Origin of the sequence: Pseudoalteromonas sp. L23, from assembly GCF_021728455.1 — a bacterium.
Classification (GTDB): Bacteria; Pseudomonadota; Gammaproteobacteria; order Enterobacterales; family Alteromonadaceae; genus Pseudoalteromonas.
Map to the genome: position 1 here is coordinate 58,414 of NZ_JAKKCW010000006.1, position 20,493 is coordinate 78,906.

The 20,493-nt window shown below is 44.4% G+C and carries 19 protein-coding genes; 13 read left to right on the top strand and 6 right to left on the bottom strand.

The window, feature by feature from the left end; all coding sequences use genetic code 11:
• Window positions 1-179 precede the first annotated feature (179 nt).
• The 12 genes from rsmD (at window position 180) to L3V43_RS11860 (ending at window position 13,041) form a co-directional block, all read left to right on the top strand.
• Entirely contained in the window at window positions 180-764 is a 585-nt protein-coding gene (rsmD, locus tag L3V43_RS11805; protein WP_010607193.1) for a 16S rRNA (guanine(966)-N(2))-methyltransferase RsmD, read from the top strand.
• Window positions 765-950: 186 nt separating this feature from the next.
• Window positions 951-1,166, top strand: coding sequence for a 30S ribosomal protein S21 (gene rpsU / locus L3V43_RS11810; protein ID WP_010362466.1), 216 nt, complete (start codon window positions 951-953; stop codon window positions 1,164-1,166).
• A 20-nt stretch (window positions 1,167-1,186) separates the two neighbouring features.
• The gene (locus tag L3V43_RS11815) at window positions 1,187-1,633 is read left to right on the top strand and encodes a GatB/YqeY domain-containing protein (protein WP_010607192.1); all 447 of its coding nucleotides are present in this window, start codon (window positions 1,187-1,189) and stop codon (window positions 1,631-1,633) included.
• A 177-nt stretch (window positions 1,634-1,810) separates the two neighbouring features.
• Window positions 1,811-3,550, top strand: a complete 1,740-nt coding sequence (gene dnaG, locus L3V43_RS11820; RefSeq protein ID WP_010607191.1) for a DNA primase — start codon at window positions 1,811-1,813, stop codon at window positions 3,548-3,550.
• A gap of 121 nt (window positions 3,551-3,671) precedes the next feature.
• Window positions 3,672-5,519 (top strand): RNA polymerase sigma factor RpoD, encoded by a 1,848-nt coding sequence (gene rpoD / locus L3V43_RS11825; RefSeq protein WP_102057550.1) that lies wholly within the window; start codon window positions 3,672-3,674, stop codon window positions 5,517-5,519.
• 74 nt (window positions 5,520-5,593) lie between these two features.
• Window positions 5,594-6,466, top strand: a complete 873-nt coding sequence (prmA, locus tag L3V43_RS11830) for a 50S ribosomal protein L11 methyltransferase (protein ID WP_010607189.1) — start codon at window positions 5,594-5,596, stop codon at window positions 6,464-6,466.
• 303 nt (window positions 6,467-6,769) lie between these two features.
• Complete coding sequence (gene dusB, locus L3V43_RS11835; RefSeq protein WP_010374120.1) at window positions 6,770-7,735, top strand: tRNA dihydrouridine synthase DusB; 966 nt, start codon at window positions 6,770-6,772, stop codon at window positions 7,733-7,735.
• A 45-nt stretch (window positions 7,736-7,780) separates the two neighbouring features.
• Complete coding sequence (gene fis, locus L3V43_RS11840) at window positions 7,781-8,071, top strand: DNA-binding transcriptional regulator Fis (RefSeq protein ID WP_010374122.1); 291 nt, start codon at window positions 7,781-7,783, stop codon at window positions 8,069-8,071.
• 211 nt (window positions 8,072-8,282) lie between these two features.
• The gene (purH, locus tag L3V43_RS11845) at window positions 8,283-9,869 is read left to right on the top strand and encodes a bifunctional phosphoribosylaminoimidazolecarboxamide formyltransferase/IMP cyclohydrolase (RefSeq protein ID WP_237116655.1); all 1,587 of its coding nucleotides are present in this window, start codon (window positions 8,283-8,285) and stop codon (window positions 9,867-9,869) included.
• Between the two features lie 100 nt (window positions 9,870-9,969).
• The gene (locus L3V43_RS11850; protein WP_102057551.1) at window positions 9,970-10,806 is read left to right on the top strand and encodes a class I SAM-dependent methyltransferase; all 837 of its coding nucleotides are present in this window, start codon (window positions 9,970-9,972) and stop codon (window positions 10,804-10,806) included.
• Window positions 10,807-10,821: 15 nt separating this feature from the next.
• The gene (purD, locus tag L3V43_RS11855) at window positions 10,822-12,105 is read left to right on the top strand and encodes a phosphoribosylamine--glycine ligase (protein WP_102057552.1); all 1,284 of its coding nucleotides are present in this window, start codon (window positions 10,822-10,824) and stop codon (window positions 12,103-12,105) included.
• A gap of 114 nt (window positions 12,106-12,219) precedes the next feature.
• Window positions 12,220-13,041 carry a DUF2797 domain-containing protein gene (locus L3V43_RS11860; protein ID WP_227386839.1) on the top strand — a complete coding sequence of 274 codons (822 nt, stop codon included), beginning with the start codon at window positions 12,220-12,222 and terminating at the stop codon, window positions 13,039-13,041.
• On the opposite strand, the gene L3V43_RS11865 is transcribed toward L3V43_RS11860, so the two are convergent.
• Window positions 13,014-15,530 (bottom strand): EAL domain-containing protein, encoded by a 2,517-nt coding sequence (locus L3V43_RS11865; RefSeq protein WP_237116654.1) that lies wholly within the window; start codon window positions 15,528-15,530, stop codon window positions 13,014-13,016. The two genes, L3V43_RS11860 and L3V43_RS11865, sit on opposite strands and share 28 nt — an antisense overlap.
• A 76-nt stretch (window positions 15,531-15,606) precedes the next feature.
• Between L3V43_RS11865 and L3V43_RS11870 the strand changes: the two genes are divergently transcribed.
• Window positions 15,607-15,906 (top strand): DUF4144 domain-containing protein, encoded by a 300-nt coding sequence (locus L3V43_RS11870; RefSeq protein ID WP_237116653.1) that lies wholly within the window; start codon window positions 15,607-15,609, stop codon window positions 15,904-15,906.
• Here L3V43_RS11870 and L3V43_RS11875 read toward each other — a convergent pair.
• From L3V43_RS11875 to L3V43_RS11895, 5 genes are all read right to left on the bottom strand, one after another.
• On the bottom strand, window positions 15,898-16,818 hold the full coding sequence (locus tag L3V43_RS11875) for a histone deacetylase family protein (RefSeq protein WP_237116652.1): 921 nt from the start codon (window positions 16,816-16,818) through the stop codon (window positions 15,898-15,900). The genes L3V43_RS11870 and L3V43_RS11875 overlap by 9 nt on opposite strands.
• Window positions 16,819-16,922: 104 nt before the next feature.
• Window positions 16,923-18,485, bottom strand: coding sequence for a serine hydrolase (locus tag L3V43_RS11880; protein ID WP_237116651.1), 1,563 nt, complete (start codon window positions 18,483-18,485; stop codon window positions 16,923-16,925).
• Between the two features lie 45 nt (window positions 18,486-18,530).
• Window positions 18,531-19,061: a gamma-glutamylcyclotransferase family protein gene (locus tag L3V43_RS11885; RefSeq protein WP_102057558.1), complete on the bottom strand. Its 531-nt coding sequence runs from the start codon at window positions 19,059-19,061 to the stop codon at window positions 18,531-18,533.
• A complete protein-coding gene (locus L3V43_RS11890; RefSeq protein ID WP_010607178.1) occupies window positions 19,061-19,684 on the bottom strand; it encodes a LysE family transporter in 624 nt (207 codons plus the stop codon). Before L3V43_RS11890 ends, L3V43_RS11885 begins: the two co-directional genes overlap by 1 nt.
• Window positions 19,668-20,459: a hypothetical protein gene (locus tag L3V43_RS11895; protein ID WP_102057559.1), complete on the bottom strand. Its 792-nt coding sequence runs from the start codon at window positions 20,457-20,459 to the stop codon at window positions 19,668-19,670. Before L3V43_RS11895 ends, L3V43_RS11890 begins: the two co-directional genes overlap by 17 nt.
• Window positions 20,460-20,493: the final 34 nt, after the last annotated feature.

The window sequence follows — 20,493 nt, forward strand, 5'->3', positions numbered from 1 at the left end:
TCCGCATCAGCTTATTGCTTTTACTTGGATTGATATCACACTTAATTTTGGGCTCGAAAGGCAAGCCGAGGATGGCAACCTTAGTGCTTAGACAAAATTGCGTGCAAGTGTACCATGTTCCGTAAGGATGAAAAATCCTGACACCAAGAACCTTTAATAAAGAAGCAAATTACGTCGCTATGAGAAAATCTAAGCCTAAGTCAAATACCAAACAGTCTGGTTTCATCCGCCTGATCAGTGGTAAGCATAAAGGTCGCAAGTTACCAGTTCATGATGTTGTGGGATTAAGACCAACAACAGATAGAATGAAAGAAACCGTTTTTAATTGGCTCATGCAGGACGTAAGAGACGCAAAAGTACTCGATTGCTTTGCCGGTGCTGGCAGTCTAGGATTTGAGGCTATTTCACGCTTCGCTGCAAGCGGAACTTTTATCGAACTGGATAAAACCGCGGCGACGCAGCTTAGCAATAATGCAACTTTACTCAAACTGGATAACGTTGAAATCATTAATACCGACGCGTTAACCATGCTGGCAAATAACCTTAAGCAACAGCAATATGACTTGGTTTTTATTGACCCACCCTTTCGCAAAGGGCTTGTGACTCCTTGTTGTGACTTACTTGAATCACAATCTTGGCTCAGCGAAGACGCACTCATCTACGTTGAATTTGAACAAGAGGCACAACCTGAAACACCAGAAAATTGGCAAGTGATTAAAGAAAAGCATGCAGGACAAGTGATCTGCCGCCTTTATCAGCGCTGAAATTCCCTCATAAAGAATGAAAAAACAGCCGCTAGCGTATGACATGACAGGGCTGGTGTTTTTAGCTATAATTTAGGCTTTACATGCGGTCTTGCTTCAGATTACAATACCGCACCATTTTTGAACCAATTGGCTAGTTTTTAGCCAGATAGAGCTAAGCTCATTAATTAGGTAGGTGAATTTTTAATGCCAGTAATTAAAGTAAGAGAAAACGAGCCGTTTGACGTTGCACTACGTCGTTTCAAACGTTCATGTGAAAAAGCAGGTATCCTTTCTGAAGTTCGTCGTCGCGAGCACTACGAGAAGCCAACTGCTGAGCGTAAGCGCAAAAAAGCTGCAGCGGTTAAGCGTCACATGAAGAAGCTTTCTCGCGAAAACGCACGTCGCGTTAAATTATACTAATCAGTATTGGTCTTGTATCAATGAGCTTATTAGTTACGCTAAAAGACGCGCAAAAAGAAGCGATGAAAGCCAAAGAGAAACTTCGTCTTGGCGCGATTCGTGCGGTACTTGCTGAAATTAAACAGCGAGAAATCGACAACCAAACTACACTAGACGACGCAGGCATTACTGCGGTTTTAGTTAAGTTGGTTAAGCAGCGTCGCGATTCTTATACCCAGTATAAAGATGCAGGGCGTGAAGACTTAGCTGATATCGAAGCTAACGAAATTAGCGTACTTGAGACATTCCTTCCTAAGCCACTTAGCGAAGATGAACTTGTCGAGCTAATTGATGCCGTGATTGCACAAACTGGTGCGTCAGGCATGCAAGACATGGGCAAAGTAATGGGTGCGATTAAAGCAGAAGCTGAAGGTCGTGCTGATATGGGTAAAGTCTCTGGTTTAATTAAGCAAAGACTTACCGCTTAAGCCCACATACAATTGTATGATTGATAAGTGAACCGAGCCTAGTGCTCGGTTTCTTCGTTTTAGGCGTCATGCGTATCAATGCAGCGCTAATAAGATACCTTAATTGAATTAAGTTGATTTTTTCTCGTTGCTACTTGATATAATGCGCTCACTCACTAATATAACTTCGGAACTTAAATGAAAGGCAAAATCCCTAGACAGTTTATTGATGACTTGCTCGCAAGAGCGGACATTGTCGAGCTCATAGACGGTCGTGTGGGATTAAAAAAAGCAGGAAAAGACTATCAAGCCTGCTGTCCATTTCACAATGAAAAAACGCCTTCATTTACCGTGTCACGTGATAAACAGTTTTATCATTGCTTCGGCTGTGGTGCTAATGGCAACGCAATTTCCTTTTTAATGGAATACGACAAGCTTGAGTTTGTCGATGCTATTGAAGAATTAGCCGCCCTATTAAACTTAGAAGTACCACGCGAAAACGCCCCGCAAGGGCCGCAGCGTTCAATGGAAGAAAAAAAGTCTGATTATGACTTAATGCTCCAAGCCGCTAAGTTTTATCAGCATCAGTTAAAACATCATAGCAATGCCACTCAAGTAATTGACTACGTAAAAGGCCGCGGCCTGAGTGGCGAAACTGTACAAAAGTTTATGATTGGTTATGCACCACCTGAATGGGAGTCATTGTGTAATCAAATAGCCCGCAAGCCTGAGCACAAACAACAGCTACTTGATTTGAAATTAGCATCAGAAAAGTCAGCTGGCCGCCAATTTGACTTCTTCCGCGATCGCTTGATGTTCCCTATTCGTGATAAACGTGGTCGTGTCATCGCATTTGGCGGAAGGATAATGGGTGCAGATCAAGGCCCTAAATATCTAAACTCGCCTGAAACACGCATTTTCCATAAAAGTTTCGAACTTTATGGTTTTTATGAAGCTAAACAAGCCCATAAGCAATTAGATAAAGTGTTGATTGTGGAAGGCTATATGGACGTCGTTGCCCTTGCAGAAAAAGGCATTGATTACGCCGTTGCCGCGTTAGGCACTGCAACCACAGCTGAACATATGCAAACTTTGTTTCGAAATACCAACAGAGTGATATGCTGCTATGACGGTGACAGAGCTGGCCGCGATGCGGCTTGGCGTGCACTTGACCATGCTTTACCTAATTTAAAAGACGGTAAGTCTCTACAGTTTGTCTTTTTACCTGATGGTGAAGATCCAGACTCATTAGTACAGCAAGAAGGCAAAGACGCCTTTGAAGCGCGGCTGGACACGGCAACCGATTATACGCAAGTATTGTTTACCAAATTACGCGAGCAATGCGACCTTACAAATGATGCAGGCAAATCCAAGCTGCTTACCGATGCCATTCCACTGATCAGCAAAATACCCAGTGACTACTACCAAGAGAGTTTGTTAACTACCTTAGCTAGATTAATTGGTCGTACTCGTGAGCAACTTAGTGCTAAATTGGCAAGTAACAAACAGCAGAATAAAATTGAGCGCCAATTTAAAGTCACGCCAATGCGTCGAGCGATTGGCTTACTGCTCCAACATCCACAGCTTGCGCAAACGGTTGAGTATATGCCTGAACTCGGTGAAATGGCGATCCCAGGTATTCAGCTGCTACTGAGCTTACAAATGTTATGTCACGATAACCCGCAAATAAACACAGCGCAGTTACTTGAACATTATCGCGACCAAGCTGAATTTGATGCCTTGAAAAAGCTTGCCGTGTGGCAACATGGCGTTGCTGAAGATAGGCTAGAAGACGAATTTAAAAATACTTTTCAATTTATTGAAGATCAGTGTTTAAATTATCGCCTAGAGACCCTATTAATAAAGGAGAAAACCGAAGGCCTAACAAATGATGAGCGGCTAGAATGCGCACTCCTTACCCAAGCGCTTAAACAGTAGAAGTTCTAGTCAATAGCAATTTTCGGTGCTATAATGTTCTATTCACTGCGTCATCAAAATTTAGCTGTTAAATAGCTGGCGCCTGTTGTATCAACTTTTCAGAGTGGAAGCAAATTTCTCTATGGATCAATCTCCTCAGTCACAACTCAAACTTCTGATTCAGAAAGGTAAAGAGCAAGGTTATTTAACTTTTGCAGAAGTTAACGATCATCTTCCACAAGACATCATAGACTCAGATCAGGTAGAAGATATCATCAGCATGATCAACGATATGGGTATTCAGGTCTCTGAAAATGCGCCTGATGCTGACGAGTTGATGATGCAAGAAACAACAACAGATGAGGATGCTGCGGAAGCAGCAGCTGCGGCTTTAGCAACAGTAGAAAAAGAAATTGGCCGCACAACTGACCCTGTTCGTATGTACATGCGTGAAATGGGTACGGTTGAACTTCTAACTCGTGAAGGCGAAATCCAAATCGCTAAGCGTATCGAGGAAGGGATCAACCAAGTACAGATTTCTGTTGCAGAATACCCTGAAGCCATTACTTATCTTCTAGAACAATGGGACAAGTACGAAGCGGAAGAAATGCGCCTAAGCGACATTGTTTCTGGTTTCTTTGATCCTAATGCTGTCGAGGAAAACGAAGCACCAATTTCAGCAACACACATCGGTTCTGAGCTAAGTGATGAAGACTTGGATGACGAAGATGATGAAGATGATGAAGATGACGACTCAGAAGAAGGCGATTCAGGCCCGGATCCTGAAGAAGCTCGCGAGCATTTTGAACATCTTCGTACGCTGTACAATGCCGCGCGAGAAATTTTTGAAAGTAAAGGTCGCTCGCACCCAGATGCGAAAGCTGCAATTCAGGAAATCGGCGATCACTTCCGTACTTTCAAGTTAGTTCCTAAGCAATTTGACCGCATGGTAAATAACATGCGCGACATGATGGATAAAGTGCGTGTTCAAGAACGCATCATCATGAAGCAAGCAGTTCAAATTGCCAAGGTACCAAAAAAGGTTTTCGTTAAGCACTTTGCTAATAACGAAACCGATACCGCATGGATCGATGCTGAAATTGCATCAGGTGAAAAACACTCAGTAAAACTTGCTGAAGTAAAACCTGAAATCGAGCGTTGTGTTAACAAGCTTAAAGCGTTTGAAGATAGCACTGGCCTTAGCATTGAGCGTATTAAAGACATCAACCGTCGCATGAGTATTGGTGAAGCAAAAGCTCGCCGTGCGAAGAAAGAAATGGTTGAAGCGAACTTACGTCTTGTAATTTCAATCGCTAAAAAGTATACCAACCGTGGTCTGCAGTTTTTGGATCTGATCCAAGAAGGTAACATCGGTCTGATGAAAGCGGTTGATAAATTTGAATACCGTCGTGGTTATAAGTTTTCAACATACGCAACGTGGTGGATCCGTCAGGCGATTACTCGCTCAATTGCGGACCAGGCAAGAACTATCCGTATTCCAGTGCATATGATTGAAACAATCAACAAACTGAATCGTATCTCTCGTCAAATGCTACAGGAAATGGGCCGTGAGCCAAGTCCTGAAGAATTGGCAGAACGTATGATGATGCCTGAAGACAAGATCCGCAAAGTGTTAAAGATCGCCAAAGAGCCAATCTCAATGGAGACGCCAATTGGTGATGATGAAGATTCACATCTTGGTGACTTTATCGAAGACACAACTATCGAGTCGCCGATTGATTCAGCAACGATGGAAAGTCTTCGTGGCGCAACCAACGAAGTACTGGCAGGTCTTACAGCTCGTGAAGCTAAAGTACTACGTATGCGTTTTGGTATCGATATGAATACAGACCACACGTTAGAAGAAGTGGGTAAACAGTTTGATGTTACACGTGAGCGTATTCGTCAGATTGAAGCTAAAGCACTACGTAAGCTGCGCCACCCTTCTCGCTCAGATCTATTAAAGAGCTTTTTAGACGTTAAGGGCTAAAAAGTAGCAAATAAGATTAAGGCCGCTATTCAGCGGCCTTTTTTATAGTAATTGGATTAAATAGGTATACACACATGGCTTGGATCCAAATCCGAATTTATTCAGATAAAGCCGATGCCGATGCGTTAAGCGATATGCTTATGGATGTCGGTTGTCCGTCTGTCACATTCATGGATAGTAAAAACAATCCCGTTTACGAACCAAAACCTGGCGAAGTCATCTTATGGCCTGAGACAACGGTGATCGGTTTATTTGAAGCGAATCATGATATGCAAGCAGTCGTTGACTTTGTCCAGTCACAATATGACAAGCCGTTAAACTACAAGCTTGAACAGCTAGAAGACAAAGACTGGGAACGCGAGTGGATGGATAATTTCCACCCAATTAAGTTTGGCGAGAGATTATGGATTTGCCCAAGCTGGCGTGATGTGCCAGATCCCAATGCCGTCAATGTGCTACTGGATCCTGGTCTTGCATTTGGTACTGGTACCCATGCCACAACCGCACTTTGCCTGCAATGGTTAGAGCAACAAGACCTCAGCGGCAAAACGGTCGTTGATTTTGGCTGTGGCTCTGGGATTTTAGGCATCGCAGCAATCAAATTAGGCGCTGAGCGTGTGATTGGTATTGATATCGATCCACAAGCGCTTATCGCAAGCCGCGATAATGCCGAGCGCAATGGCGTTGCAGATAAACTAGAAGTGTATTTACCTGAAAATCAGCCGCAATTCAGTGCTGATATCGTTGTTGCTAATATTCTTGCACAGCCGCTGAGAGAGCTACACGAAATCATTCTCGGCTTCTTGGGCGACAAAGGTGCCATCGCCATGTCTGGTATTTTAGAAGAGCAAGCGCAATCTGTTGCGGATGTTTATGCGCCATTTTTAAAGCTAGACAACATTGCTCAACAGGGTGAATGGACGCGCGTCAGCGGTGTGAAAAAATAAGGCTGCTAACGTAACGCTGACAAAAGTATCAGCGAGTCAATGAAAGTTAGTAAGTTTTAACTGGTAAAGCCTGTAATTAACAGGCTTTACGCATTTTTCACAGCTTAAATTTTCGGCTCAAATTGTACCTTTAAAATTGTTTTTGCATAAATTTCGTGCAAATTATCTGGGCTCTCAGGTTGTTATCAAATGTCAACCCATAAAGTTCAAAAAAAAAGCAATTATGTTCAATTTATAACCTTTGATTTTTGCGAAAAAAACCGTAAACTTAGCGCCCCTTGAGGTAAGGCGGATTAAACTGTAGTGCGTATTGGTCCATACCAACTTGAAAACAATCTTATCGTAGCACCAATGGCTGGGATCACCGACAGACCGTTTCGACAACTGTGTCGACGTCTAGGTGCTGGGCTTGCGGTATCAGAAATGTTGTCTTCAAATCCAAAAGTGTGGAAAACCGATAAGTCGCAAAATCGCATGGATCACAGCGGTGAATCGGGCATTCGCTCGGTACAAATCGCAGGAGCAGATCCTGAGTTGATGGCGCAAGCAGCGCAATTTAATGTCGCAAACGGTGCGCAGATCATAGATATCAATATGGGCTGCCCCGCTAAGAAAGTGAACAAGAAGCTTGCAGGCTCAGCATTGTTGCAATATCCAGAGTTGGTTGACGAAATCGTCACCGCTGTGGTTGCTGCCGTTGACGTACCTGTGTCGTTAAAAATCCGTACAGGATGGGACACAGACAATCGTAACGGTGTTGAGATTGCTCGCATAGCTGAACGTCGAGGCATTGCTTCGCTAGCCGTGCATGGCCGTACAAGAGCATGTATGTATAAGGGCGAAGCTGAATACGCCACGATCAGAGAAATTAAACGTTCAGTATCTATTCCTGTGGTAGCAAACGGTGACATTACGTCTCCTGAAAAAGCGAAACAGGTGCTGGAATACACGGGCGCAGATGCCATTATGATTGGTCGAGCCGCCCAAGGTCGTCCTTGGATTTTCCGAGAAATAGACCACTATTTGCAAACCGGTGAACATTTGCCAGAACCTGAAATAGCAGAGGTTCGAGCAATATTGATGGAGCACTTAGTAAATCTTCATCAATTCTATGGTGAGCCAATGGGAGCGCGCATCGCACGCAAGCATGTATCTTGGTATTTGCAGGCCCATGACCAAGAAGGTCAATTTAGGCGAGTATTCAATGCCTTGGAGACGCCAGAAGCGCAAATCGAGGCATTAGAAGACTATTTTGAAACATTAGGGTGAATGAATTTATTCATCCTTCAGGCTAACTAAGAAAGAGACATAACGATGTTCGAACAAAATGTGACTTCTCCATTTATTACTAACGCTCATGTTCAGTCACAAGAGAAACCGCAACCTTTGCGCGATGCAGTTAAAAAAGCTGTACATCACTACCTAAAGCAGCTTAATGGTCAAGACGTACAAGACGTTTATGAGTTAGTTCTTTCTGAGCTTGAAGCACCTCTACTTGAAGAGGTTATGACTTATACTCGTGGTAACCAGACTCGTGCAGCGATCCTTTTAGGCATTAACCGTGGCACACTTCGTAAGAAGCTAAAAAAATACGGCATGAACTAAGCACTGCTAGTAAAATTTAGTTGATAAAAAAGCACCTTCAGGTGCTTTTTTATTGTTTAAAATTCAGCATCTAGCGGACATTTATCCTTTTCATATCGCACTTTTCTCATGTTTATCTCGCCTTTTAACATCGTCATCTTAACAATAATGCGCTAAAATATCGGCTTTCTAAGCTAGCCCTTAACTAATCATTGAGGAAACCTGAACCATCATGGATATACATCGTCCAATTCGTCGCGCCCTACTAAGCGTGTCAGATAAAACCGGTATCGTTGAATTCGCCACAGCACTTGCAGCTCAAGGCGTAGAAATTTTATCAACTGGCGGTACTTGCAAACTACTTGCAGACAACGGCATTAAAGTAACAGAAGTATCTGATTACACTGGCCACCCAGAAATCATGGATGGTCGCGTTAAAACGCTTCACCCAAAAGTGCACGGCGGTATCTTAGGACGTCGCGGTCAAGACGAAGACGTCATGACTGAAAACAATATTTCAGCAATCGATATGGTAGTAGTCAACTTATACCCCTTCGCACAAACTGTTGCGAAAGCTGACTGTAGCCTAGAAGATGCAATCGAAAATATCGATATTGGTGGTCCAACTATGGTTCGTGCTGCGGCTAAGAACCACAAAGACGTGACCATTGTTGTAAATGCGAGTGACTACAACCGTGTCATTGAAGAAATGAAGGCGAACTCTGGCTCTACAACATACAAGACACGTTTCGACCTTGCAATTGCGGCCTACGAGCATACCGCACAGTATGACGGCATGATTGCCAACTACTTCGGTAAAATGGTTCCGGATTATACGGGAGAAGCAGCAGAGGAAACCAAATTCCCTCGCACTATCAATATGCAATTCACTAAGAAGCAAGATATGCGTTACGGTGAAAACTCGCATCAAGACGCTGCTTTCTATGTTGAAAACAACATTGAAGAAGCATCCGTCGCGACGGCTAAACAACTTCAAGGTAAAGCGCTGTCTTATAACAATATCGCTGATACCGATGCCGCACTTGAGTGTGTTAAAGAGTTTGATAAGCCGGCTTGTGTTATCGTAAAACACGCAAACCCTTGTGGTGTTGCGGTAGATGAAAACATTCTCGCCGCCTATGACCGCGCATTTAAGACCGACCCAACTTCTGCCTTCGGTGGTATCATCGCCTTTAACCGAGAGCTAGACGGCGACACGGCGGAAGCCATCGTAGCGCGTCAGTTTGTTGAAGTTATCATCGCGCCGAGCGTATCAGAAGAAGCTGCACAAATCGTTGCTGCGAAGCAAAATGTACGTTTACTAGAATGTGGTCAGTGGTCAAACAAAACCACAGGTACTGATATTAAACGTGTTAATGGCGGTATCTTAGTACAAGATCGTGACCAAGGTATGGTTGGTTTGGACGACCTTAAGGTGGTTTCGAAACGTCAACCTACAGAGCAAGAACTAAAAGATCTACTGTTCTGCTGGAAAGTCGCTAAATTTGTTAAGTCCAACGCGATTGTTTACGCTCGTGATGGGATGACTATTGGTGTGGGCGCAGGCCAAATGAGCCGCGTATACTCTGCAAAAATCGCAGGGATTAAAGCCGCAGACGAGAACCTAGAAGTTCCAGGTTCTGTGATGGCTTCTGATGCGTTCTTCCCATTCCGTGATGGCATTGACGCCGCTGCGGCTGCGGGTATCACTGCGGTAATTCAGCCGGGTGGTTCAATGCGTGATGAAGAGGTGATTGCCGCCGCTGATGAAGCGGGAATGGCAATGGTGTTTACCGGCATGCGCCACTTCCGCCATTAATCAATAAAGCGCGAAACTTATGAGTTTCGCGCTTTTTGTTTCAGCTAATTTCCAGTATTCTGGCTACAGCATAATCATAACAGAATGAAGGAAGCTAACGATGAATCTAGGTATGAAATCTCTTATCGCTGCTGCAGTATTTACCACTTTAGTGGGCTGTAACGCGACAGAATCTAACTCCAGCCAAGCAGTACCAAGCGCGATTGCAAAAGCCGTTGCTAGCGACAATCGAGCTGAGAGCAATAGAGCCCGAGACCAATATCGCCACCCAAGTGAAACGCTTGCTTTTTTTGGCATTGAGCCATCAATGACCGTGGTAGAAATTGCACCTGGTGGTGGTTGGTATAGTGAGATTTTAGCGCCGCTGGTTAAAGGTCAAGGCACCTATTACGCAGCGCACTTCCCTGCTGATTCAGATGTTGGCTACTATCAACGCTCATTAAAAGGCTACAAAGAAAAAGTAGCAACCAACCCAGACTATAGTGAAGTAAAGATCACGGAATTTGCACCAGTGACGCACAGTAATATTGCGCCACAAGGCAGTGCAGACGTGGTACTTACCTTCCGTAACGTACATAACTGGTACATGGGTAAAGGGGATGAAGGTGTACTTAGCGCGTTCAACGCGTTTAATAAGGCACTGAAACCTGGTGGCATTTTAGGTGTGGTTGAACACCGCCTACCTGAGCACCGTCAACTTGATGATCAAAAGTCGTCAGGTTATATGAAGCAAAGTTATGTTGTTGATATCGCCAAGCAAGCTGGGTTTGAATTAGTTGCAAGCAGCGACATTAACGCCAACCCACTAGACAGCGCCAATCACCCAAAAGGCGTCTGGACTCTGCCACCTCGCTTAGCGCTAGGTGATGAAAAAGCAGCGCAATATAAAGCGATTGGGGAAAGCGACCGCATGACCTTAAAATTCAAAAAGCTTTAATAGGAAAATTTCGCCATGAATGTACTAGTCATTGGCAGCGGTGGACGTGAGCATGCGCTTGCGTTCAAAGCCGCACAAAACCCATCTGTAAAAACGGTTTTTGTAGCACCTGGTAACGCAGGTACTGCGCTTGAGCCTAAACTCGAAAACGTAGCTATCGGCGTTGAAGATATCGATGCCTTGGTCGTCTTTGCTAAAGAAAACAATGTGCAATTAACCATTGTTGGCCCTGAAGCGCCACTGGTTATCGGTGTAGTTGACCGTTTCCGTGAAGAAGGCTTAGCTATTTTTGGACCTACTCAAGCGGCAGCGCAGTTGGAAGGTTCGAAGTCGTTTACTAAAGACTTTTTAGCACGTCATGATATTCCAACAGCGGCTTATCAAACGTTTGAAGAGATTGAGCCTGCGCTTGCCTACTTGAAGGCACAAGGGGCACCTATCGTCGTTAAGGCTGATGGGCTTGCTGCTGGTAAAGGGGTCATTGTGGCAATGACCGAAGCGGAAGCGGAAGAAGCAATCCGCGATATGCTTGCGGGTAACGCTTTTGGCGAAGCGGGCAGTCGTGTGGTTATTGAAGAGTTTTTAGAAGGTGAAGAAGCCTCTTTCATCGTCATGGTTGACGGCAAAAATGTACTTCCTTTTGCCACCAGCCAAGATCACAAACGTGCATACGATGGTGATAAAGGCCCAAATACAGGTGGTATGGGTGCATACTCTCCAGCTCCTGTAGTCACGCCAGATATTCATGACCGCATCATGGCCGAAGTGATCAATCCAACGGTTGAAGGTATGGCGAAAGAAGGTCACCCTTATACAGGTTTCCTATACGCTGGTTTGATGATCACAGCGGATGGCACACCAAAAGTTATCGAGTATAACTGCCGCTTTGGCGACCCAGAAACACAACCTATCATGTTACGCCTACAATCTGATTTAGTTGAGCTGATTGAAGCGGCAAACCGTGAAGAGCTTGATCAAACATCGATTGAATTCGATCCACGAGCTGCCGTTGGTGTTGTGCTTGCAGCTAGTGGCTACCCAGGGAGCTACCCTAAGGGTGACGCTATCTCAGGTCTTCAGGTGAACTATCCTGAAGGTGAAAAAGTGTTCCATGCTGGTACTAAGCAAGATGGCGAGCATGTAGTCACCGCTGGTGGTCGAGTATTATGTGCAACGGCCCTTGGCCACACGGTAACCGAAGCGCAAAAACGCGCCTACTCTCTAGTGAAAGACATTCACTGGGATGGTGTAGAGTACCGCACAGATATCGCATATCGTGCAATCGCACGCGAAAGCTAATTCACATTAAGCTTTGCAAGGCCAGCCCGACGCTGGCCTTTTTCATTTTTACACACTGCGTTTCTAAGTTTGTAATGGTATCCTACCCTTTTATGAGCATTTTTAGGGGCAAAGATGCAAGTACAAGGTACACTCAGCAAGTTAAAGTCAGTGCTTGTTGAACCTATTCAATATCAATTACCCGTGGGTGATAACTTAGTATCGCTCAACGAATACTTTGGTAAACCAGTTACCCTTACCTTCACCGGCAATATATTTTGCAGTAGCTGTGGTAAAAAAACCAAAAAGAGCTATTCGCAAGGCCACTGTTTCGTGTGTATGAGAAAACTCGCGAGCTGCGACATGTGCATTATGAAGCCAGAGACCTGCCACTATGATCAAGGCACCTGTCGTGAACCCCAATGGGGCGAAGAGAACTGTATGATCCCGCACTATGTGTATTTGGCCAATACCTCAGGTCTTAAAGTTGGGATCACTCGTCATACGCAGATCCCAACGCGTTGGGTAGACCAAGGCGCAACGCAAGCTCTGCCGATTTTTAAGGTGCAGACCCGTCACCAGTCAGGATTAGTGGAAGTGGCACTGGCTCAGTTTATTGCCGATAAGACTAACTGGCGCAATATGCTCAAAGGCATCAATCCTGAAATAGACCTCAAAGCAGAAGCTGCTAAGCTTATTCCCGAGATCCAAGCAAAGCTCGACGAACTTGCTGAACTCTTTGGTGCAACCGCCATTGAAGTGCTGGACGAGGAAGTGGTTGATCTCACTTTCCCTGTAGAGCAGCACCCGAGTAAAATCAGCTCGTTTAACTTTGATAAAGACCCTGTAGTATCAGGCGTGCTTGAAGGGATCAAAGGCCAATACCTTATCTTTGATAATGGCGTGATCAATATTCGTAAGTTTACTTCTTACGAGATTACCTTCTCTGACGAATAAAATGCATGCCAATCGTCTTCTGTAAGTGGCTTACAGAAGACGTAACCTTGGATTGTATGACAACCTAGCTTGCGCAGGTAACGTTTCTGTACAGGCTTTTCTACGCCCTCAGCTACAACTTGCAGGTTTAGCGCCTTAGCCATCGCCACAATTGCCGAAACAATTTCGCTGTTGCCATATTCATCGGGCACTTTAGCAATAAAACTAGCATCTATTTTTAGGATATCGATGGGCAGTTTAGCCAAGTAACTCAGCGCAGAATACCCTGTACCAAAGTCATCAATCGCCAGTTTTACACCCAGCTCCTTGAGTTTTTTCAAGGTGTACTTAGCCTCAAGCAGATTACCGATAAAGCTATTTTCGGTAAGCTCAAGCTCAAGATACTTGCCGTCGACGTTGTGCTTCTTTAATGCCTGCGCAACACATTGATACAGGTCGCCTTGAGTGACATGTGACGCCGAGATATTAATCGCCAAGCGCCTAATCTCAACACCTGCGCGTTGCCATTTAGCCAAGTGCTGGCAGGCTTTATCTATTACCCACTGATCTAAGCGAATAATAAGCCCAAGTTCCTCTGCGAGTGGAATAAATTGAGCCGGCGAGATCATCCCAAGATTTGGGTCACGCCAGCGCAGCAAACACTCAACACTGGAAATACGACTACTGGTTAAGCACTGCAAGGGTTGAAAATGCAGTTCAAACTCATCATTTTCTAAGGCACTCTGAAAACGGCTTAGCATGGATAAACGCTCAAATGAACGTGCATTCATCGAAGCTTCGAATAACTGAAAGGAGTTGCGCCCTACTTCTTTGGAGCGATACATAGCAACATCGGCGTGTTTAAGCAATGTTTCCGTGTCATGACCATCCTCAGGATAAATAGCAGCCCCCATCGAGGCCGTTGCAGCCACCTGCATATCACCAAGTTGAAATGGACTCGACAATGCCATCAACATTTGGTCAGCAAACTCAATAACCTCCGACATGCCATTCACTTCGCTCAGTAGCACAACAAATTCGTCGCCACCAAGTCGCGCTAACGTGTCACCTTCGTTTAGAATAGACTTTATCCGCTCACTAACCTGTACCAATAACTCATCTCCGGCGCTGTGACCAAGAGAGTCATTCACTTCCTTAAAGCGGTCTAAATCTATAAACATCACACTGAGTTTTTGCTTATAGCGGTGCGCTGATGCCAATGCCATAGAGAGTCTGTCGTAAAATAAGCGTCGATTAGGCAGCCCAGTCAATTCATCAAAATAGGCTAAGCGAGCAATTTTTTCTTCAGCATTTTTACGCTCCGTAATGTCGCTAAAAATGGCTGCGTAAAGCATGTCGTCACTGTACGGCTCTCTGATCTCAATAATCGTAAGCCATTCAACATAAATCTCACCGCTCTTTTTACGATTGCAGATCTCGCCCTGCCACACACCTGTTTCTCTGAGCGTTTGCCACATACTCTGATAATAGCATTCATCATGTAGCCCAGAGCTCAATATGCTTGGGTTTTTCCCTAGTACTTCGTAATCTTTATAGCCGGTAAGCGCACTAAACGCTGGGTTGATCTGGATTATTTCACCTGAACTTTTGGTGATCATAATACCATCGAGAGAAGCATCAATGATGCGGTTAGCTAAATAAAGATTCTTCTCCGATTTTTGCAGTGCAATATCACGTTGTACTAGGACTTTTTCCAGCTCGCTACAATACGCAGTTTCAATTTCAGTCAGGACATTTTTGAGCGCTAATAGCCCTATCACTTGCTGCGATTCCGGGGATATCACCACCAAATGACGAATGGAGTTTACCGTCATCAGCCGGTAAGCATCGAATAGGCTGTCTTTTGGCGTCATGGAGAGCATCGGATAGCTGGCTAATTGCCAGCAAGGCTGACGCCAATCAGGGTTGAGAATAATATACGCAATATCGCGCTGAGTAATAATGCCATACTCATTTAATTCACGGTTATACACCAGCACAGCGGTCAGCTTAAGCTCACGCATATTATTGATAACATCAGAGACGCAGTCTTCACTGTTTAAAATCACAATGCTCGAGTCAAAGTGCTGCTCAATTGGTCTAAAATGTAAATAATGGTCGAGCCCTTGGCTGCGCACAATATCGGATAAAGAGACCACACCACAAGGCAGATTATCCGAGTCCACCACGAGTAAGTGACGGATCCCTAGTTGGTGGAACTTGACCGTCGCCTCGCTCAAGGTTTTATCAATTTGAATTTTTTGCACCGGTGTAGTCATCACTTCCCGGATCGGCATCTGGGCAAAATCAGGGTCGTTAAAGTTGAGCTTAACGCAATCCGACTCAGTCCAGATACCAATAATGTCATCGGCACGGGTAATAAAGATCGAGCTCACTCTGCTCGTTCGCATTTGCGCAACCGCATCATACAGACTGGTTTGCTCATCGCAACATAACAAGCTATTGGTAAATACTTCTTTGATCTGTAACTGACGTGAATCACCAACCATAAGCACACTCTCGCAATATTATTCCAATTTGAAGTATACTGGGCGACACTTTTGATAACTTGACCAAGAACAAATTATGGCGATAAAAACCTATCCTTTATTGCTGGTATTAGACCAAAGTATAGAGTTTATCGAAGATGAAAAAGCACTTAGGGATACAACGCATCTGCTCGATGATGCGTCACTCAAACGGTTAATTCTAGTATACCCAAACGATTGCTGCAGCAACGTACACGGTGCGCCCGTGCAGTGTATTGATTTGAAATATTTAACCGAATTAGTGCAACAATATCTCGTTGACGAAGGCCAGTGTTGCGTCAGCAAAATCCAACTGAGCAATACTCAGCAGGCTTTTGATTTATTAAGTCTAAGCTAACCCGACCAGCGCTTTGATATGTGTCACAGCGCTGCGGCCTAAAGAAGAAAGATCATAGCCCCCTTCTAAGTAGGAAATAATCCCCAAACAGTCCGATGAGTTTGCAAACTCAACCACTTGCTCAGTAAACCACTGGTAATCTTGTTCAACAAACTTGAGTCCGCCCATATCATCTTCTAAATGACCGTCAAACCCCGCACTGATAAAAATGAGCTGAGGTTTAAATGATTGCAGCTTAGGCAACCATTGTTGCTCCACCAAGGCTTTTAAGTCTGTGCCATCCGCTCCTGCACTCAACGGGGAATTGATTAGCGTTTGATGATTCTCAATCGCGGTATTTGGATAAAAAGGGTGTTGAAACAAAGAGCAAAGTAACACGCTATGATCGTCTTTGAAAATATCTTGTGTGCCATTACCATGATGTACATCGATGTCCAATATAGCTACCCGCTCTACGCCCTTTGTCTTGGCATAAGCGGCAGCAATGGCAACATTATTAAAGACACAAAATCCCGATGAAGTACTTTGATTGGCGTGGTGCCCAGGAGGTCTAACAGAACAAAATGCAGCATCAAGTTTACCTGCGACTATTTCGTCCACCGCGAGTATTCCTGCGCCGACAGCGCGTTCAATCGCTTTCATAGAATCAGGACAAAGCCAAGTGTCGCCGTCTAACTCGGTTAACCCTTCATTAGGGATTTTATCCATTACTTCTTTGATCATAGCTTGATCATGAACCAATGCATAGTGTGACGTATCGGCTTTCAGCGCCGTTTTGTGCTCAATGGCGATATCAAGTCCAGACGCTAGCAACCGGTCTGATATCGCATCTAACCTCGCAGGACACTCAGGATGTTCCTCGGTCATTTTATGCTTGCGGCAATATGGATGAGTAATAATTGCAGTACGCATAACGAATATACATCCTATGTTAGTTTGCGACGTGGTTGATTTAAATAGCTATCCTTTCACTATATCAAAGCCACATAATTGTGGCTTTGATACTTTGGTATATCCTAATGCTGGATTTCTTTCGCCTTTAAATCCAAGTTATGGAAATCGAAACTAAAGTCGGTTATTTCCGGATTAACAAATTCCATCGCAGCAGACTCAACCCGTTGAGATTTATCCATCACAAAATTGATGTAAGCATCTGCTTCAAGTAATGGCTCATCCCAACGTACCACAAAGGTGTTACCGGTTAGGTGCTCAAGTTTCCCTTTTAAGCGCTTAGTATGCGTAAAATCAATGCGCAGTTCCTTACCGAGCTTTTCCACTACCACATCGCCATACCAAGCGCTAGTTAGTGTTCCCGTGTAGTTGTTTAATGGTAAAGCAAGCTGTGGTTTTGCAACTTCGATTATCCCAGCTTTAGCGTATTTATCTTGTTGCGCCTTAAAGTAATCATCGGCGATGATCTGCACCCAGTCTTTATCTTCTAGGCCAAGCGCATCTTCAAACACTTCATTGATAATCGCGGAAAGTGCGGGGTATTTTTGTTGGTTTGATAAGACCACCACACCCAATTTTTTCTCTGGGATCATCGCCACTTGCGACACCATACCTAAAATCCCACCGCCGTGACCTACCTTTTTATAACCAAAGTAGTCTTCTACCGCCCAGCCAAGGCCGTACCCTCTAAACTGTTGGTGGTATACTTCTGCGGCTTTTGCTGCGGGAATACGCGTAATGTGTGGATGCCACATTTGCACTTGTTGCTCTTGGCTAAATAGCTGCTCGCCAGAAGGTAAGCGACCACCTTCAAGCTGAGTTTGTAACCACTTGGTCATGTCATCCACGTTAGACGCAATGGCACCAGCACCACGGAAATCTTCTAGGTAATTAACAAAGAACGGCGTAAGTTTGCCATCCATCGGAATATGGCCAGTCGCCCAATTACTATTGTTAGCCTGGATCCGAGAGAATCCAGCCTTTGAGTCATCCATATCCAGCTTAGTAAACATTTCCTGCTCAACAAAATCGCGCCAATCTTTGCCACTGACTCGGCTTACGACTTCTCCTGCAACAACAAACATCAAATTGTTATAAGCGTAATGGCTACGGAAACTTGAATCAGGTTTGAGATGTGAAATACCAGCTAGCAATTCTGGCATGGTTTTATCAGTATCAGGCCAGATCATAAGATCACCCGCCCCAAGACCCAACCCACTTCGATGACTCAATAAATCGCGGATAGTCATCTCTTGAGTAACATAGCTATCATAGAGCTTAAATTCTGGAATGTGTTTGGTGACTTTGTCATCCCAACTCAGTTTGCCTTGATCTATCAACATCGCCAGCGCTGCTGCCGTAAATGCTTTCGTGTTAGATGCAATACCAAACAAGGTATCCGCATTGACCTTGGCTGGCTTATTTAAATGCGTCACCCCGAAGCCCTTGGTCATCACAACCTGACCATCTTCTACGATACCAATTGCCAAACCTGGAATATTAAACTTTGTCATTGCGCTTTTTACCGCAGTTTCAACATCCTGTTGGTTTACTGCCGCGCTTGCCTGTGCACTAAGAAAACTCGCAGCAACTAGGCCTGAGGTTAATAGCCATTGTTTTATTTTCATTATTTTTCCTTGGTTTTTTGCCACAACCAATCATGATGTTACCAGTCAAGCTTTGCGATTTAACTTCGTAATATCACATTGATAGATGGCTAATTCTTGTTGTTGTCTGTCACTATTATTATCTGTAACGTGTGATTGTGCCGAAATAGCCTGTAAATAGCTGGTCGGAAACTGATGCTCCTTTGCCCCGGCCAACACATGATGTACGTACCAATCGAAAGGTAATTGATGTTCCACAAAGGTGTTAGCAATATAGCACCAGGCCTCCACCATACCGCCACCTTGCCTTTCAACAGGCAAACAATGACAGTTGTATCGCTCCCCTTCAATGTCGTCCAAACGCGCTTTTTCTCGCTCATCCAAGGCATACAAAACGCCATAAACATGGCTATTTGCTTCAGTACTTGGCGTAATACTACACTTGGCTGAACCATCGGTGCTCAACATATCAAAAGTCAGCCGATAGCCATGCAATTTCCCCACTCCAAGTAACTTCGCTTGTGGTAAGCGAGCAAGCAAACGTGCAGTCGACATATTTGAACCAAAGCTAAAGTTAATAATGTTTTTGTCACACATTAGATCACCAATCTTACTGCAAGCAGTAACATGATCACACCGATCCCGCGATCAAACCAATGTCCTGCACGACGAAAAAATTGTCTTACCGTTGTTTTTGATAAAACTAAAGATAAAAACGAAAACCAAGCCCACGTAGCCAATGCCATATAAACACCGTAAAACAACTGCACACTGCTTGGTGTGGTTGGCTCAATCACTAGGGTAAAAAGCGATAAGAAAAACAGCGTTGCTTTAGGATTTAAGGCATTGACCAAAAAACCCCGTTTTAACGCAGTCCAATTAGACTCAGTAACAGCATGTGCAGTGATATTTTCTTGCTCTGAATTGGGTTTTGCATATCGCAACGCTTGCACACCAAGGTAAGCAAGGTAAAGCGCGGCTATATATTTTACTGCTGTGAACAAGGTTTCAGATTGAGATAGCAGTAACGCAACTCCCAATAAGCAATAACTGACATGTACTAAAATACCAAGACCAACCCCAAAACTTGTCCAAAGGGCGTTTGCTCTGCCCTGCTGTACACTTTGTTTAAGCACTATCGCAAAATCGGGACCTGGACTTGCGACTGCAAAAAAATGTGCCAGCGCAATTAAAATAAACTCATCAAGATAAACGAGCATGTGCATGCTCCTGTAAGGCCAGTAAATCACCCCGCTCTGAGTTATCCATTAAGGTATTAATTTGCTTTTTCGCCTTTTTATACTGGCTCACAAGGTGTGACTTAAGGTGCTTATGACCATCTCTCACCCCTTTAAAATGACATACGAGGGCATGCACAAAAACACTCTGCTGCTCCGTCAGTGCAGCTTTTCGGTTGGCATATTGGTTGTAGCAAGAACCACATCCTCCCCTAAAGTGATATACGGTATTAGACACCATGACCCCAAAGCCAAAAAAGCTCGCGAGCACATCACAAGCAGCGTCTAATTGCGCTTCCCCACCCGGAGGTAACACGCCACGCTGTAAAATTAAAACTTTTGCCATGACACCTGCATAACTGGCAATCAGATCTTGAGGCTGATTTATTTGGTTAGGATTATAAGAAATCAAAATAGGCGCAGCCGATTCAGCGATAACCGCTTGCTCACCGCGCCAACGCCCTGCAATGTTTAGCTTAGTCATGCTGGTCGACGCGAGCATGCGTTCAGGCGCAACCAAAGTGATTGGCCACTGTTGTAACCCCGCGTAGGACTTTACGCGGGAGAAAACCACCGCCGCCATCTCTTCAATACTGGATACCGGCTCAGGAAAACAACTGGGAGTCGGAGTAATGATCTGCGTTTCATTTAAAAAGTACTCGCCATCAAAGTGCTCAAATGCCCAAACAAAGGTGTCAATTAACCATTGGGTTTCTTCATCGCTAAGCAAAGGTGATACTTTAAATAAGGACAGCATGCTAATAATTCACTCTTTTCTGGAATAACCCCTG